Origin of the sequence: Micromonospora sp. R77, assembly GCF_022747945.1 — a bacterium.
In the GTDB taxonomy this organism is placed as follows: domain Bacteria; phylum Actinomycetota; class Actinomycetes; order Mycobacteriales; family Micromonosporaceae; genus Micromonospora.
In genome coordinates this window covers 1,782,858-1,798,721 of the sequence record NZ_JALDST010000001.1, presented here as the reverse complement: position 1 = coordinate 1,798,721, position 15,864 = coordinate 1,782,858, and the positions used below count along the sequence as shown (strand labels likewise).

Genomic DNA, 15,864 nt, shown 5'->3' with positions numbered 1-15,864 from the left:
GCCCCAGGCGCTCTTTGTTGTGTCCGGAGTTCTCCGGGCGGGGCGACCAGCAGCGACAGGTTCATCGCGTGGATCATGCGTGGTGAGCTCCCTTCGGCCCGCAACAGGTGCGGGTTCGAACGTTCCGTCAAGGAGACGAAACAAATGGCAATTGGCACCGTCAAGTGGTTCAACGCTGACAAGGGCTTCGGCTTCATCACCCCGGACGGCGGCGGCGCTGACGTCTTCGCCCACTTCTCGGCGATCCAGTCCTCCGGCTACCGGAGCCTGGACGAGAACCAGCGGGTCGAGTTCGAGGTCACCCAGGGCCAGAAGGGCCCGCAGGCGGAGAACATCCGCCCGCTCTGATCTTCGGATCACCCGCAACACCCATCGCGCCCTCAGGGCTCGGTGACGGGTCCGGTCCGCCGCGCCACCCCCGCTCCGGCGGGCGGCGCGCTGCGGCGGACCGGCCCGTACCCCCTTCGGTTCGTGCTTGTGAGTCCCGGCGGACGAGTCCCCCGGTGACAGCGCCGCCCTTCGGCGCCCTCCCTCGACACGTGCCGCGTCGAGGAAGGCATTCCGCATGACCACGACCATGCCCACATTCGCGTCCACCGGCCTGGCCCCGGCGCTCGTCGCCGAGCTGACCGCGCAGGGCATCACCGAGCCGTTCCCGATCCAGTCGGCCACGCTGCCGGACTCGCTCGCCGGACGGGACGTGCTCGGCCGGGGGCGTACCGGCTCCGGCAAGACGCTCGCCTTCGGGCTGCCGCTGCTGCACCGCACGTCCGGCCGCCGGGCCCGCCCGGGCCGCCCGCTCGCGCTGGTGCTCGTGCCGACCCGGGAACTGGCCCAGCAGGTCACCACCGCCCTCGCCCCGTACGCCCGGGCGCTCGGGGTGCGCTGCGTCACCGTCGTCGGTGGTCTCTCGCTCCAGCGCCAGGCGGACGCCCTGCGCGCCGGCGCCGAGGTGGTCGTGGCCACCCCCGGCCGGCTGCACGACCTGATCAACCGCGGTGACGCCCGCCTCGGCGAGGTGGCGGTCACCGTGCTCGACGAGGCCGACCAGATGGCCGACATGGGGTTCCTGCCGCAGGTCACCAAGTTGCTGGAGCAGGTCGCCCCGGACGGGCAGCGGATGCTCTTCTCCGCCACCCTGGACGGCGGCGTCGACCGGCTGGTCCGTCGCTTCCTGAGCAACCCGGTCTCCCACTCGGTCGACCCGGGCACCGCCACGGTGACCGCGATGACCCACCACCTGCTGCACGTCGAGGCGGCGGACAAGCCCGACGCGCTCGCCCGGATCGCCGCCCGCGAGGGCCGCACCATCCTCTTCATCGGCACCAAGCACCGTGCCGACCGGCTGGCCCGCCAACTGCTGTCCAAGGGCGTACGCGCGGCGGCGCTGCACGGCGGCAAGAGCCAGCCGCAGCGCACCCGGATCCTGGACCAGTTCAAGAGCGGCCAGATCACCGCGCTGGTCGCCACCGACGTGGCGGCCCGCGGCATCCACGTCGACGGGCTGGACCTCGTGGTCAACGCCGACCCGCCCACCGAGGCGAAGGACTACCTGCACCGGGGTGGGCGTACCGCCCGGGCGGGGGAGGCGGGCACCGTGGTCACGCTGGTCCTGCCGGAGCAGCGCCGGGACGTCTCCCGGCTGATGAGCGTCGCCGGCATCCGCCCGCACACCGCCCAGGTACGCCCCGGCGACGAGGCGTTGTCCCGGGTCACCGGCGCCCGTGAGCCGTCCGGCGTGCCGGTGACGATCGCCGCGCCGCCGGCGGTGTCCGCTGCGCGTACCGGCTCGGGCCGGGGCCGGCGGGCCGGCGGCGGTGACGGTTTCCGCGCCACCGGTGGTCGTGCCGTCGACGCCGCTCGTCCGACGGGCGACTCCGCCGAGGGGAGCGGCTCACGTTCCGCGCACCGCCCCTCCGGCCGCCGCCGTCGCCCGCAGCGCCCCCGCACCGCCTGATCGAACCTCCCGTGATGGCCCGTCCCTCTCCAGGGGCGGGCCATCACGCTTTCCCCCGGTTCTCGCCTCTGCCCGCTCTTACTAGCGCGCCGGCGGCCGATCCCGCCTGGCTTTGCCGCCTGGCCGGTCCTGCCCTTCGTCCTGGTCCTGCCCTTCGCGTTGGCCTTGCCCTTCGCGCCTGGGTGGTTGAGTCGGGGATCAGTCGGTGGGGCGTCTGATGGGCGACTGTCATGGGGGACGGGGGTGGGCGAGGCTGGGTCGGGGGAAGCGGCTGGGGGGACCGGCCGCCAGCGCGGGAGGGGTGACCATGGCGGCCGAGGCCGGCTCGGGGGCGCTGCGCGAGCTGCTGCTGGTTCTCGTGATCGCGGGGGCGGGCCTGCTGCTCGCCATGGTCGCGGCCTTCGGCCCGTGGCATCCGGCGGCCGGTGACGTCGCCGGGGCCGGTCCGGTCGACTGGCACAGCCCGACCGGCCCGCTCACCCAGCCGGGCGTGAGCTGATCGCTGCCGGCCTGACGCCCTGCCCGCGCCGGCGTGCGATCGGCAGCACGCCGTCCGCGCTCCGCGCTCCGCGCTCCGCGCATTGCCTCGCGCCCGCGCGCCGCCACCGCAGGAGCGTGCACCGCGCACCGCAAGAGCGCAGCGCGAGGGCGGCGCGCAGTGCGGGTGGACGCTGTCCGCGCGGCCGGGCCGGGCAGCCGGCGCGAGCGGTCAGTGCGGGGTGACGCGGTCGGCGAGCAGGTCGGCCAGGGTGGTCCGGTCCACGACCAGGGCGATCGCGCCGTGCACCGCCAGCCAGACGTCCCGCAGTCCGGTGGCGACGCCGTGATAGCCGGCGCTGTCCGCCGGGAGGCCGCGCACGCTGGTCAGCGTGCCGCCGACCGCGCGCAGGACGTCCCCGACGCTGATCTCGTCGGCCGGGCGGGCCAGGGCGTAGCCGCCGTCGGTGCCCCGATGGCTGTGCAGCAGGTCGGCCCGGCGCAGGTCGAGCAGGATGCCCTGGAGGAAGCTGTGCGGAATCTGCTGGCTCTCGGCCAGGCCCGCCGCCTTGACCAGCTCGCCGCCGCCGGGCCGGCCGGAGGGTCCGGCGACGTCGGCGACGGCGAGCATGGCCCGGAGCGCGTAGTCGGCGCGCGCGGAGACGTACACGGCTTCAGTTGCCCGCCTGGTCCAGCACGCCCCAGCGGCGCCGGATCGCCTTGTCCGCGGCACCGAACGCGGCGTCCACCACCAGGCCCACCACCAGGATGACGATCATGATGGCCATCAGCCGGGGTGCCTCGTTCAGCTCCCGGGCATAGGTGAGCTGGGCGCCGATGGAGGTCTTGGTGGCGATGACCACGAGCAGTTCGCCGGCCATCAGGCTGCGCCAGGCGAACGCCCAGCCCTGCTTGAGCCCGGCCACGATGGCCGGCAGGGCGGCCGGCGCGATGACGTACCGGTAGAGGTTCAGGCCGCGGGCGCCGAGGTTGCGGCCGGCCCGGACCAGCAGCGGTGGCACGTAGTCCACGCCGTGGATGACGCCGTTGGCGACCGACGGGGCGGCGCCGAGCACCACCACGAAGAAGATCGCCTGCTCGCTGAGCTGGAAGAGCAGGATCGCCAGCGGGAACCAGGCGATCGACGGCATGGTCTGCAACGCGGTGATCATGGAGCCGAGCGCGGCCCGGAGGATCTTCACCCGGGCCACGGCCAGGCCGAGCAGCAGGCCGACGGCGACGGCGGCGGCGAAGCCCACGGCGGCCCGCCGACCGGTGGTGGCGAGGCCCTCCCAGAGCGCCGGGCTGACCAGGTAGTCGCCGAGGTCCGCGAAGACCGTCGCCGGGCCGGGCAGCGCCCACGGGTCCTTCCAGCCGGTCCAGACCACGAACTGCCAGAGCGCGATGCTGAGGCCGAGGGCGGCGAGCTTCGGCCACGTGGCCGACCAGAGCTGCCGCACTCGGGACGGGCCCTGCTCCTGCCCGGCGATCTCCAGCGCGTCCAGTCCGGAGATCTCCGCGTCGCTGCGCGTGGTCCCGGTGATCGTGTCACTGGCCATGGCGGCCCACCTCCGTACGCAGCCGGTCGGTGACCTCGGCGGCGATGTTCGCGATCTCGGGGGAGTCGATCCGGCGGGGTCGGGGCACGTCCACCCCGGTGGACCAGCTGATCCGGCCGGGACGGCTGGAGAGCAGGATGATCCGGTCGGCGAGGCGGGCCGCCTCCCGGACGTTGTGGGTGACGAAGAGCACGGTGAGCTTCCGCTCGGACCAGATCCGCTCCAGCTCGTCGTGCAGGATGTCGCGGGTCATCGCGTCCAGCGCGCCGAACGGCTCGTCCATCAGCAGCACCGGGGTGTCCAGGGCGAGGGTGCGGGCCAGGGCGACCCGCTGCCGCATGCCGCCGGAGAGTTCGTGCGGTCGCTTGCGGCCGAAGTCGGCCAGGTGGACCGTGCGCAGCAGCTCGGCGACCTTCGCCTTCCGTTCGCCCCGGGGCAGGCCGCGCAGTTTCAGCGGCACCTCGACGTTGGCCTCGACGGTGAGCCAGGGGAAGAGGGCCGGCTCCTGGAACATCAGGCCGGGGTTGACGCCGTCGCCCAGCTGGATCTTCCCGCCGCTGGGCCGGTCCAGCCCGGCGACCAGGTTGAGCAGCGTGCTCTTGCCGCAGCCGGAGGCGCCGACCAGGCAGACGAACTCGCCGGGGGCGACGTCCAGCGACACCCCGTCCAGCGCCAGGACGGCGTTCCCGCCCTGGCCGTACACCTTGGTCACGCCGCGCAGCGCGACCGAGCCGGTCGCGCTGCGCGGGGTCGTCGTGGTCGACGTCACGGCTGGGTGACCTCGGGCTTGCCCTGCGCCTTGAGCACCTCGTTGAGGAACTTCAGGTCGTAGAGGCCGTTCAGGTCGACCGGCTGGGTCAGCTCGACGGCGACCGCGTGGTCCAGGCCGGCCTTCAGCGAGGACGCGATCGGGTCGTTGGTGAACTCCAGCGTCGGCCACGCCTGCTTGATCAGCTTGACGTCCAGCGGCTTACCGGTGATCTTGCCGATGTGGTCGGAGACGGCCTGCTGCGCCTCGTCCGGCTTGGTGTTGACGAACTCGTTCGCCGCCACCTGCCCCTCGACCAGCTTCTTCACCACGTCCGGGTGGGCCTTGAGGAACTTGGTGCTGACGATCAGGTTGGTGATGACGAACTTCTTGTCCGGCCAGAGGTCCCGCTCGTCGACGAGGACCTTGCCGCCAGCGTTGACCAGCCGGGAGACGTACGGCTCCGGCACCCAGGCGCCGTCGATCGCGCCGCTGGCGAAGGTGTCGATTGTCTGCGCGTTCTCCTGCGGGACGACCTTGACGTCGCCGCCACCTTCCTTGGTGGTCCTGAGACCCTTCTCCTTGAGCCAGTAGCGCAGCGCCACGTCCTGGGTGTTGCCGAGCTGCGGGGTGGCGATCTTCTTGCCGCGCAGCTGCTCGACCGAGGTGATGTCGGGCTTGACCACGAGGGCCACGCCGCCGGAGGCGGCACCGGAGACGACCCGGACCGCCTCGCCCTTGGACTTGGAGAAGGCGTTCACGGTCGGGTTCGGACCGATGTACGTGGCGTCGAGCGCGCCGGAGAAGATCGCCTCGATGGCGGCCGGGCCGGCGTTGAAGGTCTTGGTCTCCAGCTTCGCGCTGTCGCCCAGCTTCTCGGCGAAGATGCCCTTCTCCACGCCGACCACGGCGGGGGCGTGGGTGATGTTGGGGAAGTAGCCGAGCCGCAGGGTCACCGGGCCGGCCTTGCCGCCGGCGGCGGCGTCGCTGTCGTCACCGCAGGCGGCGGCGCCGCCCAGGGTGGCCGCGCCGACGACGGCGAGGGTGGCGAGGGAGACCAGCCGACGGAAGGGGAGCCGTCTCATCGTTGTCCAATCCGCAGTATTCCTACTTAGTAGGTAGGAAGACTGGGGTAGTGCGGCGTCGGCGTCAAGGCCGGTTCAGCATCCGGGACGGGTGGTGCCGGCATTCTAGGCTATTCCTACCTGTTCGGTGGAGTTGGTTGCGCCGGTCGGCCCACCGGGCGTACCCCCGTCCGGTGATCCCGACGAGCGCCGGCCCCGGGCCGTCGGAACGCCGCGGGGCGGCTGCCGGCGGCTGACCGGTACCGGGGGTGCCGACGCGCTAGTGTCGATCACGTGCCGACGCGGAGAGCCAGGATTCCAGCGACGAAATACCCGGTCGAGCGGTTCACCCTCGACAACGGTCTGCGGGTGGTGCTCACCCCCGACCGCAGTGCCCCGGTGATCGGGGTGGCGGTGGTCTACGACGTCGGCATCCGCTCCGAACCCGAGGGCCGCACCGGTTTCGCCCACCTCTTCGAGCACCTGATGTTCCAGGGCTCGGAGAACCTGGAGAAGCTGGCCCACTTCCGGCACGTGCAGGGCGCCGGCGGCACCTTCAACGGCTCCACCCACCTGGACTACACCGACTACTACGAGACCCTGCCGGCCAACGCGCTGGAACGGGCCCTCTTCCTCGAGGCCGACCGGATGCGCGGCCCCCGCCTCACCGAGGAGAACCTGCGCAACCAGGTCGACGTGGTCAAGGAGGAGATCCGGGTCAACGTGCTCAACCGGCCGTACGGCGGGTTCCCCTGGCTGACCCTGCCGCCGGTCATGTTCGACACCTTCCCCAACGCGCACGACGGCTACGGCTCCTTCGACGACCTGGAGTCCGCCACCGTCGCCGACGCCGCCGACTTCTTCCGCCGCTACTACGCCAGCGGCAACGCCGTCCTGGCGGTCAGCGGCGACATCGACGTGGCCGAGGCGACCGCGCTGATCGAGCGGCACTTCGGGGACGTGCCGGCCCGCCCCGCCCCGGCACGCCCCGACTTCACCGAACCCGACCTGAGCGCGGAACGGCGCACGTCGTACACCGACAAGCTGGCACCGCTGCCGGCGATCGCCGGGGCCTGGCGGGTGCCCGACCCGGTGACCGACTTCGCCGGCTACCTGCCGTACGTGGTGCTGGCCGAGGTGCTCACTGACGGCGACGCCTCCCGGCTGGTCGAGCGGCTGGTGCAGCGCGACCGGACGGTCACCAGCCTCGGCGGCTACCTCGGCTTCATGGGCGACCCGTACGACGTGCGCGACCCCACCGCGCTGCTGCTCCAGGCGCACCTGCCGCCCGGCGGCGACGTGGACAAGGTGCTGCGCACCCTCGACGAGGAGCTGGACCGGCTCGCCACCGACGGGCTCACCGAGGGGGAGTTGGCCCGTACCCAGGCCAGGATGGCCACCCACCTGCTGCGGGACACCGACGCGGTGCTCGGCCGGGCGCTGCGGATGGCCGTGCTGGAACAGCAGCGCGGCGAGCCGGGCCTGCTCAACGAGCTGCCCCGGCTGGTCGGCCAGGTCACCGAGGAGCAGGTCCGCGCCGCCGCCGCCACCCTGCGGCCGGAACGCCGCGCGTCCATCGAGGTCATCCCCGGAGGCGCCAAATGACGGCAACGGCAATCGTCGAGACCGGGACGCGGGCGCTGCCGCCGCTCGGCCCCAACCGCAAGCTCAAGCTCCCCACCCAGGCCGAGCGCACCCTCGCCAACGGGCTCACCGTGATCGCCGTACGCCGGCCGGCGGTGCCGCTGGTCGAGCTGCGGCTCTGGATGCCCTTCGGCCGCAGCCACCTGGCCCGCGGCGCGATGCTCGCGCAGACCATCCTCGCCGGCACGCAGACCCACACCGCGACCGAGATCGCCGCCGAGCTGCAGAAGGTCGGCGGCGGGCTCTCCGCCGGGGTCGACCCGGACCGGCTGATGCTCTCCGGTGCGGGCCTGGTCACCGGGCTGGACCGGATGCTGGAGCTGCTCGCCGACGTGCTCACCGGGGCGACCTACCCCGGTGACTGGGTCCAGACCGAGCGGGACCGGCTGGTCGACCGCATCCAGGTGGCGCAGAGCCAGCCGGCGCACCTGGCCCGCACCGCGCTGCTCAAGCGGGTCTACGGCCGGCACCCGTACGCGACCCAGACCCCGGACCCCGACCAGGTCCGGGCGGTCCGCCCGGCGGCCCTGCGCAAGCTGCACGCCGAGCGGGTGCACCCGGCCGGTGCGGTGCTGGTGCTGGTCGGCGACGTGCAGCCGGACCGCGCGCTGGACGCCGCCGAGCAGGCCCTCGGCGGCTGGCGGGGCGACGGGCACGTCGCCGAGCTGCCACCCGCCCCGCCGCTGGAGCCGGGCCCGCTGCTGCTGGTCGACCGGCCCGGCTCGGTGCAGTCGTCGCTGCGGATCGCGCTGCCGGCGGTGCCGCGTACCCACCCCGACCACGCCGCGCTGCAACTGGCCAACCTGGTCTTCGGCGGCTACTTCTCCTCCCGCTGGGTGGAGAACATCCGCGAGGACAAGGGCTACACGTACGGGCCGCACTCGATGGTCGAGCACTCGGTGGCCGGTTCGGTGCTGGTCGCCGCCGCCGAGGTGGCCACCGAGGTCACCGCCCCGGCGCTGCTGGAGACCACGTACGAGCTGGGTCGGCTGGCGTCGCTGCCGGTCAGGCCGGAGGAGCTGGAGCAGGCCCGCCAGTACGCCCTCGGCACCCTCCAGCTCGGCATGTCCACCCAGTCCGGGCTCGCCTCGCTGACCAGCGCGTACGCCGGCAACGGGCTGCGCCTGGACTTCCTCGCCGAGCACGCCGCCCGGTTGGCGAAGGCGACCGTGGCCGACGTCGCCGAGGCCGGGGCGCGCTACCTCTCCCCGGCGAAGGCCGTCGTCGTGGTGCTCGGTGACGCCGACCGGATCGCCGGGCCGCTCTCCGCGCTGACCCCGGTACGGACGGAGTCGGCGTGACCGGTGAGGCGGTCCCGCCGCTGGCCCGGTCCACCCTGGACCGGGCGGCGCACCGGCGTACCGACCCGGAGTGGCTCGCCGAGGCGTGGGAGCGGGCCCGGGTGCTGGTGCTCGACTCGACCGACCACGGCCGGGCGCTGGTGCGCGGTACGGGTGCCCCGCCGGAGCTGGTGCTGATCGGCTCCGGCGAGCTGCCCGAGGTGCCCCGTTCGGTGCCGATGTTCCTCGGCGTCGAGCCGGACGGGGTGCCGGTCTTCGCGGTGGACGCGCCGCTGCCGGCCCGGCCCGACGCCCGGGCGGTCAGCCTGCGCGAGGTGGGCCACCTGCTCGCCGACCGGGACGCGGGCATCTTCACCACCGCTGTGGCGCTGCTGAACTGGCACCTGCGGCACGGCTACTCGGCCTCGACGGGGCACCCGACGCAGGTGGACGAGGCCGGCTGGTCGCGGATCGACCCGGGCGGCGACCGGGCCTGGCCGCGTACCGACCCGGCGATGATCGTGCTGGTGCACGACGGGGTGGACGGCCCGGAGGGGCGCTGCCTGCTCGGCAACAACGCCACCTGGCCGCGTACCCCCGGGCAGCGCCGCTTCTCCTGCCTCGCCGGCTACATCGAGCCGGGCGAGTCGGCGGAGGCCGCCGTGCTGCGCGAGGTCCGCGAGGAGGTCGGCGTCGGGGTCACCAGCATCGCGTACGCCGGCAGCCAGTCCTGGCCGTTCCCGGGCTCGCTGATGCTCGGTTTCCTGGCCCGGGCCGACGCCGACGAGCCGGTCCGGGTCGACCCGGCGGAGATCGCGGAGGCGCGCTGGTTCACCCGGCGGGAGATCGGCGTCGCGCTGGCCGGCGAGGTGGTCGACGTCGGCGAGGGGGAGCGCCTGGTCCTGCCCCCGCCCTCCTCCATCGCCCTCTTCCTGGTCCACCGCTGGCTCGACGGCCACTGCTGACCCCGCGCCGGCCGGCGGTCTCTCGCCGGCCACGCACCCGGCAGGGTGAACCGGAGGCGGGGCTGGTCACCCGTCGGCCTGGCCGGTTCGAGCCGGCCGGGGCGGACGCGGCCCCGACCCGCGACCGCCGTTGCCGCGACGGTCACGGGCCGGGAACACGGGCCGTCGTGGCCGGCTGGGGCAAGGAACGCGGCGGGGGAGCCGGTCCGACCACGACGGACGCCGGGTGGGTCAGGAGCTGCCCGGACGCTCCGGCCCGGGGCCGTCGAGCGGGAGCACCTTGACCCGTTGCTTCCCGCAGCGCACCGCGCCGACGCTGGCCAGGGCCCGGGCCAGCAGCAGGGCCGCGTCCCGGTCCTCGGCGTGCACGACCTGGCGGCGTGGTTCCGGCGTGGTGGTCTCATCCCGCAGCCGGCCACCGTCGGCCCAGGCGGCGGCGATGTCGGTGTCGACGACGGTGCGGATGTCGGTGCGAACGATCAGGAACCGCATGGGTGTCCCCCGGACGGATCGCGACGGCGAGTACGCAGTGGAACTTCCACGTCACTCTTTCGTCATGTTACGCGCGGTGGCCGTCCCAGCAAGTGAAACTCGACTATCGATTGCGGGGGTCCCCCGATCGGGGGACCCCAGCTCAGCGCGGTTGTCGAGGGTGGATGCACGATGGGGCCGTCGGCGCGATGCCGACGGCCCCGCCTTGCTCGACGGATCAGTTCAGATCGAACTGCCCGTTCTTCGCGCCGGTGATGAAGCCCAGCCAACCGGCCCGGTTGAACAGCAGCACCGGGCCACCCTGGTCCTTGCTGTCGCGCAGCGCGACGGCCGCCGACCCGGTACGCAGCTCGGCCACCTCGACGCAGTTCGAGGTCTGGCTCCGGGTGCTCTTGTGCCATGCCGCGCCGGCGAGCTGCCGCGCGAGACCGGACGAGCTGTTGCGGATGTCGTTCATGGTCCTGCTCCTGCTCTGGAGTGCTCCGATGGGGACGAGTGACGCCGCAGGCCCGGACGGCGGGTCCGGCGGTGCGTCACCGGTCCGTCGTCAGACGCCCCGAGCCCTGGCGGCGCTGTGCCGGCGCCGTTGCCGGCGCGTACGCCACCGTGGGCTCGGTTGCCGGGTCGGTCAGCCGCCCCGTCGCCTCGATGAGCCAGGAGAGGGTGTCCGAATCGGAGAGCGCCGCCGAGCATAGCCACTCGAACACCACTTTATAGGGATATAGGACGTTTGCCTCGGTAGACATGACGTCGGTGAAGCCACCTTCGATGGCCAGCGTCTCCGGATCGAGCGGATCGGCGAACCGGTAGAGCGAGAACGCCGTCGGCGGCAGATACCACTCGGCGATCCGGGTGTCCCGCGGCAACAGGCGCAGCGTGACGTTGGGCTGACCGGCCAGGTCGCAGAGGTGGATGATCTGCTCGCGCAGCACCTCGGTCGGAGCGGTCCGCCGGTCCAGGGCCGACTCCTCCAGCACCGCGGTGTAGCGGGGCGCGTCGGCGCGGGTGAGCAGGGACTGGCGGGCCTGCCGGGCGCGTACCTCGGTCTCCGGGTCCTCGCCGGCCGCCGGGTCGCCGGCCTGCTCGTCCACGCCGTGCGCGGAGACGATCCGCAGGCGGGCGTACTCCGGGGTCTGCAGCAGGCCGGGCACCAGCACGGGGTTGTATTCCGAGATCTCCGCGCAGCCGGCCTCCAGTTCGGCGAAGCCGCGCTGCTGCTGGGTCATCACCGGGAAGTTCTTCAACCAGCCGCGCATGTCGCCGGCCTCCTGGGCGATGCCCAGCAGTTCCTCGCGCAGCTCGACGTTCGCCCCGTAGAGCTCCAGCAGGACGCCCACGTCCTCCGGATCGGGGCGGCTGCGACCGTTCTCCAGGCGGGACAGCTTGGACGCGGAGGCCCAGCCGATCCGCTCGATGACCTGGTCGCCGGTGAGGCCGGTCAGCTCGCGGAGCCGGCGCAGCTCGGTGCCCAACCTGCGGCGGCGCAGGATGGGGCCTGGTGCGGCAGGAGGCACGGTGTCCTCTTCTCCGTCGACCGCCGCGCGGACGCGACGGTAACTGTATGAAATTCGCCCCCCACGGTCAGTATGGACGGCGCAACCGGTGTCGGACGTTCCGGCGAGGGCGTGTCTCCAGACAAAAAGAGGACCGTGGAGAGGTGCCGACGCTGTTCCGCCGCGACCGGCACCGCCCCTGACGCGCCCCTACCCGGGCGCCATCCCCCGGAGGGACCCATGCGCTCCGTCCTGCGCCGCCCCGACTTCCGCCTGCTCTTCGCCGCCCTGCTGGCCAGCATGGCGGCCGAGTCGATCCTGCTGCTGGCCCTCGCCGTCTGGGTGAAGGACCTGACCGGATCGGACGGTCAGGCCGGCGCCATCATCTTCGCCATCATCGCCCCGATGGTGCTGGCCCCGCTGGTCGGCTGGGTGGTCGACCGGTACCCGCGGCGGCCGTTCTTCGTGGCCGTCAACCTGCTCACCGCCGTCCTGCTCAGCCCGCTCTTCGCGGTCCGCGACCGGACCGACGTCTGGATCATCTACGTGGTGGCCGCGCTCTACGGCCTGTCGTACATCACGCTGAGCGCGGTGCTCAGCGGCCTGATCCGGCAGTTGGTGCCGAGCGAGCTGCTGCCCGAGGCGAACGGGGCGCTCCAGACCGTCCGCCAGGCCCTGCGCCTGGTCGGTCCGCTCGCCGGTGCCGGGCTCTACGCCGCCGTCGGCGGCTGGCTGCTGGTCACCCTCGCGATGGGCGGGTTCGTCACCGCCGCCGCCGTGGTCGGCCTGCTCCGGGTCGCCGAGACCCGGCCGCCGGCCGGGGAGCTGAGCTGGCCGGCGGAGCTGGGGGCCGGGCTGCGGCACCTGGCCGGCGAGCCCGCGCTGCGCCGGGCCCTGGTCGGCTACGGCCTGGGCTCGCTGGTGATGGGCTTCACCGAGTCGCTGATCTTCGCGTACGTCGACCGGGGGCTGCACCGGGACGCCGCGTTCGTCGGCGTGCTGGTCACCGTGCAGGGCATCGGTGGGCTGGTCGGCGGCCTGCTCTCGGCGACCGTGGTACGCCGGGTCGGCGAGGTGGGGGCGTTGGCCGCCGGAGTCACCTTCTTCGGTCCGGCCGCCCTGGCCCTGGCGTACCCGCGGCTCTGGCTCGGGGTGCTGGCGCTGCTGCTGGCCGGGGTGTCGATCCCGCTCACCATGGTCGGCTTGAACACGCTGGTCCAGCGGCGTACCCCGCCGCCGCTGCTCGGTCGGGTCGCCGCGGCCTCCGACGCCCTGGTCAGCGGTCCGCAGGCGGCGTCCATCGGCACCGGCGCCCTGCTCGTCGGGGTCCTCGACTACCGCCTGCTCTTCGTCCTCGTCGGGGTGATCACCACCGCCGCCGGCGGCTACCTCTGGCACGGCCGGCGCCTCACCCCACCGCCCCCGACCACCACCCTCGCACCGCGCCCCGCCCACCCCCGCATCCCCCACCCCCGCCGCCCCACCACCCCCAGCCCGGCTCCTGCCGTCGATCATGAGGTTGCCGGCACGACACGCCGCGCGGCCCGCCGCTAACTCCACCGGGCGGCGCCGGGACGGTGGCGGCCCGGGTGGGGATGTGCAAGAGCGGCCGGCCCGGGAGGGGCGGCCGCTCTTTCCAGGTGCGGGTTGGTCAGGCGTTGAGGGTGGCGAGGTGCTGCTTGACCTGGACGATCGAGGGGTTGGTGAGCGCGCTGCCGTCGGCGAAGCGGAGCGTCGGGACGGTCTGGTTCCCGCCGTTCACGCTCATCACGAAATCGGCGGCCGCCGGGTCCTGCTCGATGTCGACCACCTCGTATCCGATGCCCTCCCGGTCCAGCTGCGACTTCAGCCGGTGGCAGTAGCCGCACCACGGGGTGGAATACATCGTCAGCATGGTCACGTCCTCCAAGGGGTGGTTCGCGCCCGGTCCGATCAGGCCAGGCTAATGGCTGCAACATCACCGGGGGCTGGAATGATTCCTCGCTGTGGTGGTTCACTCAGCGGCGGAACGGGTGCTGGCCGGGCTGGATCCGGAGCAGCGGGCCGCGGTGACCGCGCCGGCCGGTCCGGTCTGCATCCTGGCCGGCGCCGGCACCGGCAAGACCCGCGCGGTGACCTCCCGGATCGCCCACCGCGCGCTGACCGGGGACATCTCCGCCCGGCACGTGCTGGCGGTCACCTTCACCGCCCGTGCCGCCGCCGAGATGAGGGCCCGACTCACCGCGCTCGGCGTCGCCGGGGTGCAGGCGCGCACCTTCCACGCGGCGGCGCTGCGCCAGGTGCGCTACTTCGCCCCCCGGCTGCTGGAGGGGCGGGCCATGCCGGAACTGCTCGACAGCAAGGTGCGGGTGGTCACGCTCGCCGCCGCCAAGGTCGGCCTGCGTACCGACCGGGCCGCCGCCCGGGACCTGGCCGGCGAGATCGAGTGGGCCAAGTCGTCGCTGGTCGAGCCGGGGGAGTACGTGGTGGCCGCCGCCAAGGCGCTGCGCGACACCCCGCACGAGCCGGCGAAGGTGGCCGAGGTCTTCGCCGCGTACGAGAAGCTCAAACGCGGCAACGGGGTGATCGACTTCGAGGACATGCTGCGCGCCGCCGTCTGGGGCATCGAGGAGCATCCGGACGTCGCCGAGCAGGTACGCGGCCAGTACCGGCACTTCGTGGTCGACGAGTACCAGGACGTCAACCCGCTCCAGCAGCGGCTGCTGGACGCCTGGCTCGGCGGCCGGGACGACCTCACCGTGGTCGGCGACGCCAGCCAGACGATCTACTCGTTCACCGGCGCCACCTCGTCGTACCTGGTCGACTTCCCGCGCCGGCACCGTAACGCCACCGTGGTCCGGCTGGTCCGCGACTACCGTTCCACCCCGCAGGTGGTCGGGCTGGCCAACGCGGTGATCTCACAGGCGCGGGGCGCGGAAGCCCGGCTGCGGCTGGAGCTGCACGGCCAGCGCCCGGCCGGCCCCGAACCGGAGCTGCGGATCTTCACCGACGAGCCGGCCGAGGCCAACGCGGTCGCGGCCCGCTGCCGGACGTTGATCGACGGCGGCACCCCGGCCCGGGAGATCGCCGTGCTGTTCCGGATCAACGCGCAGTCCGAGGCGTACGAGAAGGCGCTCACCGAGGCGCAGGTGCCGTACGTGGTGCAGGGGGCGGAGCGCTTCTTCGAACGGCCCGAGGTGCGCCAGGCGATGGTGGCGCTGCGGGCCGCCACCCGCTCGATCCCGGGGGAGACCCCCCTGCCGGCCGCCGTCACCGAGGCGCTCTCCGCGGTCGGCTGGGCGCCGGACGCCGCCCCGGCCGGCGGCGCCGCGCGGGAACGCTGGGAGGCACTGGCCGCTCTGGTCCAGCTCGCCGAGGAGTACGCCTCGACGCCCGAGGTGCTGCCCATCGGCGAGGCCGCCGCGGTCGAGCGGCCGGTGACCCTGAGCGACTTCAACGACGAGCTGGCCCGGCGGGCCGCCCAGCAGCACGTACCGACCGTGGACGGGGTGACGCTGGCCTCGCTGCACTCCGCCAAGGGCCTCGAGTGGGACGCCGTCTTCCTGGTCGGCCTCGCCGAGGGGACCCTCCCCACCATGTACGCGAAGACCCCGGAGCAGGTCGAGGAGGAGCGGCGGCTGCTCTATGTCGGGATCACCCGGGCGCGGGAGTGGCTCTGGCTGTCGTACGCCGCGGCCCGGTCGCCCGGGGGACGGGCCCGGCGGCCGTCGCGCTTCCTGCCGCAGCTCGACCGCTCCGGTGGGGGCACCGAGCGGGCCGGCGCCGGCGCGGCCAAGCGGGTCGAGCGGCGGCGCAACCAGATCGTCTCCTGCCGGATCTGCGGTGCCACCCTGCTCGGCGGCGCGGACCGCAAGCTGGGCCGCTGCCCGACCTGCCCCTCGGACCTGGACGAGGAGCTGTACGAGCGGCTGCGGGACTGGCGGCAGCGGGTGGCCGGCGCGCAGAAGGTGCCGGCGTACGTGGTCTTCACCGACGCCACCCTGACCGCGCTGGCGGAGCGGAAGCCGGGGCGCACCGAGGAGCTGATCGCGATCGCCGGGATCGGACCGCGCAAACTGGGCCTTTACGGCGAGACCGTGCTGGCGCTGGTCGGGGGCGCATCGGTCGACGATGTCTGCCCGGAGAAAACTTTCGAAATCGAGTCGTAAATTCGTTTGCCCTCGCCCCGGCGCGAGGAATAGCCTC

Annotated in this window: 16 protein-coding genes; 8 read left to right on the top strand and 8 right to left on the bottom strand. The window is 73.4% G+C overall.

Annotated elements, in window-relative coordinates; translation table 11 throughout:
* The first annotated feature begins 144 nt into the window (after window positions 1-144).
* The 3 genes from MRQ36_RS08225 (at window position 145) to MRQ36_RS08215 (ending at window position 2,456) form a co-directional block, all read left to right on the top strand.
* A complete protein-coding gene (locus MRQ36_RS08225) occupies window positions 145-348 on the top strand; it encodes a cold-shock protein (RefSeq protein WP_007464836.1) in 204 nt (67 codons plus the stop codon).
* Between the two features lie 217 nt (window positions 349-565).
* Window positions 566-1,957, top strand: coding sequence for a DEAD/DEAH box helicase (locus tag MRQ36_RS08220; protein ID WP_374249911.1), 1,392 nt, complete (start codon window positions 566-568; stop codon window positions 1,955-1,957).
* A gap of 307 nt (window positions 1,958-2,264) precedes the next feature.
* Window positions 2,265-2,456, top strand: coding sequence for a hypothetical protein (locus MRQ36_RS08215; RefSeq protein WP_242794282.1), 192 nt, complete (start codon window positions 2,265-2,267; stop codon window positions 2,454-2,456).
* Between the two features lie 210 nt (window positions 2,457-2,666).
* Here the strand turns inward: MRQ36_RS08215 and MRQ36_RS08210 are convergent, their stop codons facing one another.
* From MRQ36_RS08210 to MRQ36_RS08195, 4 genes are read right to left on the bottom strand one after another with little or no spacing between them, the layout of a single operon-like run.
* Window positions 2,667-3,104, bottom strand: coding sequence for an Rrf2 family transcriptional regulator (locus MRQ36_RS08210; protein ID WP_242794280.1), 438 nt, complete (start codon window positions 3,102-3,104; stop codon window positions 2,667-2,669).
* Between the two features lie 4 nt (window positions 3,105-3,108).
* Window positions 3,109-3,993 carry an ABC transporter permease gene (locus MRQ36_RS08205; RefSeq protein WP_242794279.1) on the bottom strand — a complete coding sequence of 295 codons (885 nt, stop codon included), beginning with the start codon at window positions 3,991-3,993 and terminating at the stop codon, window positions 3,109-3,111.
* Window positions 3,983-4,762 carry an ABC transporter ATP-binding protein gene (locus MRQ36_RS08200; protein WP_242794278.1) on the bottom strand — a complete coding sequence of 260 codons (780 nt, stop codon included), beginning with the start codon at window positions 4,760-4,762 and terminating at the stop codon, window positions 3,983-3,985. Before MRQ36_RS08200 ends, MRQ36_RS08205 begins: the two co-directional genes overlap by 11 nt.
* Window positions 4,759-5,826, bottom strand: coding sequence for an ABC transporter substrate-binding protein (locus MRQ36_RS08195; protein ID WP_242794277.1), 1,068 nt, complete (start codon window positions 5,824-5,826; stop codon window positions 4,759-4,761). Before MRQ36_RS08195 ends, MRQ36_RS08200 begins: the two co-directional genes overlap by 4 nt.
* A 273-nt stretch (window positions 5,827-6,099) precedes the next feature.
* Here MRQ36_RS08195 and MRQ36_RS08190 point away from each other — a divergent pair, with 273 nt between their 5' ends.
* The 3 genes from MRQ36_RS08190 to nudC are packed head-to-tail and all read left to right on the top strand — an operon-like array spanning window position 6,100 to window position 9,694.
* Complete coding sequence (locus tag MRQ36_RS08190; RefSeq protein WP_242794276.1) at window positions 6,100-7,410, top strand: pitrilysin family protein; 1,311 nt, start codon at window positions 6,100-6,102, stop codon at window positions 7,408-7,410.
* The gene (locus MRQ36_RS08185; protein WP_242794274.1) at window positions 7,407-8,750 is read left to right on the top strand and encodes a pitrilysin family protein; all 1,344 of its coding nucleotides are present in this window, start codon (window positions 7,407-7,409) and stop codon (window positions 8,748-8,750) included. The genes MRQ36_RS08190 and MRQ36_RS08185 overlap by 4 nt, the downstream gene beginning before the upstream one ends.
* Window positions 8,747-9,694 carry an NAD(+) diphosphatase gene (gene nudC, locus MRQ36_RS08180; RefSeq protein WP_242794272.1) on the top strand — a complete coding sequence of 316 codons (948 nt, stop codon included), beginning with the start codon at window positions 8,747-8,749 and terminating at the stop codon, window positions 9,692-9,694. The genes MRQ36_RS08185 and nudC overlap by 4 nt, the downstream gene beginning before the upstream one ends.
* Window positions 9,695-9,925: 231 nt before the next feature.
* Here the strand turns inward: nudC and MRQ36_RS08175 are convergent, their stop codons facing one another.
* The 3 genes from MRQ36_RS08175 to MRQ36_RS08165 form a co-directional block, all read right to left on the bottom strand.
* Window positions 9,926-10,186, bottom strand: a complete 261-nt coding sequence (locus MRQ36_RS08175) for a hypothetical protein (protein ID WP_242794270.1) — start codon at window positions 10,184-10,186, stop codon at window positions 9,926-9,928.
* Between the two features lie 217 nt (window positions 10,187-10,403).
* The gene (locus MRQ36_RS08170) at window positions 10,404-10,643 is read right to left on the bottom strand and encodes a DUF397 domain-containing protein (RefSeq protein ID WP_242794268.1); all 240 of its coding nucleotides are present in this window, start codon (window positions 10,641-10,643) and stop codon (window positions 10,404-10,406) included.
* Between the two features lie 76 nt (window positions 10,644-10,719).
* Window positions 10,720-11,700 carry a helix-turn-helix transcriptional regulator gene (locus MRQ36_RS08165; protein WP_242794267.1) on the bottom strand — a complete coding sequence of 327 codons (981 nt, stop codon included), beginning with the start codon at window positions 11,698-11,700 and terminating at the stop codon, window positions 10,720-10,722.
* A gap of 219 nt (window positions 11,701-11,919) precedes the next feature.
* On the opposite strand from MRQ36_RS08165, the gene MRQ36_RS08160 reads away from it, so the two are divergent.
* Entirely contained in the window at window positions 11,920-13,233 is a 1,314-nt protein-coding gene (locus tag MRQ36_RS08160) for an MFS transporter (protein WP_242794266.1), read from the top strand.
* Window positions 13,234-13,330: 97 nt separating this feature from the next.
* Here MRQ36_RS08160 and MRQ36_RS08155 read toward each other — a convergent pair whose 3' ends face one another.
* Window positions 13,331-13,573: a mycoredoxin gene (locus MRQ36_RS08155; RefSeq protein WP_242794265.1), complete on the bottom strand. Its 243-nt coding sequence runs from the start codon at window positions 13,571-13,573 to the stop codon at window positions 13,331-13,333.
* 91 nt (window positions 13,574-13,664) lie between these two features.
* Here MRQ36_RS08155 and MRQ36_RS08150 point away from each other — a divergent pair, with 91 nt between their 5' ends.
* Window positions 13,665-15,827 (top strand): ATP-dependent DNA helicase UvrD2, encoded by a 2,163-nt coding sequence (locus MRQ36_RS08150; protein WP_242794264.1) that lies wholly within the window; start codon window positions 13,665-13,667, stop codon window positions 15,825-15,827.
* The last annotated feature ends 37 nt before the right edge of the window (window positions 15,828-15,864 follow it).

Coding starts and splice junctions, on each gene's coding strand:
- MRQ36_RS08225 (WP_007464836.1), top strand. CDS start 145: ATGGCAATTGGCACCGTCAAGTGGTTCAACGCTGACAAGGGCTTCGGC.
- MRQ36_RS08220 (WP_374249911.1), top strand. CDS start 566: ATGACCACGACCATGCCCACATTCGCGTCCACCGGCCTGGCCCCGGCG.
- MRQ36_RS08215 (WP_242794282.1), top strand. CDS start 2,265: ATGGCGGCCGAGGCCGGCTCGGGGGCGCTGCGCGAGCTGCTGCTGGTT.
- MRQ36_RS08205 (WP_242794279.1), bottom strand. CDS start 3,993: ATGGCCAGTGACACGATCACCGGGACCACGCGCAGCGACGCGGAGATC.
- MRQ36_RS08195 (WP_242794277.1), bottom strand. CDS start 5,826: ATGAGACGGCTCCCCTTCCGTCGGCTGGTCTCCCTCGCCACCCTCGCC.
- MRQ36_RS08185 (WP_242794274.1), top strand. CDS start 7,407: ATGACGGCAACGGCAATCGTCGAGACCGGGACGCGGGCGCTGCCGCCG.
- MRQ36_RS08175 (WP_242794270.1), bottom strand. CDS start 10,186: ATGCGGTTCCTGATCGTTCGCACCGACATCCGCACCGTCGTCGACACC.
- MRQ36_RS08170 (WP_242794268.1), bottom strand. CDS start 10,643: ATGAACGACATCCGCAACAGCTCGTCCGGTCTCGCGCGGCAGCTCGCC.
- MRQ36_RS08160 (WP_242794266.1), top strand. CDS start 11,920: ATGCGCTCCGTCCTGCGCCGCCCCGACTTCCGCCTGCTCTTCGCCGCC.
- MRQ36_RS08155 (WP_242794265.1), bottom strand. CDS start 13,573: ATGCTGACGATGTATTCCACCCCGTGGTGCGGCTACTGCCACCGGCTG.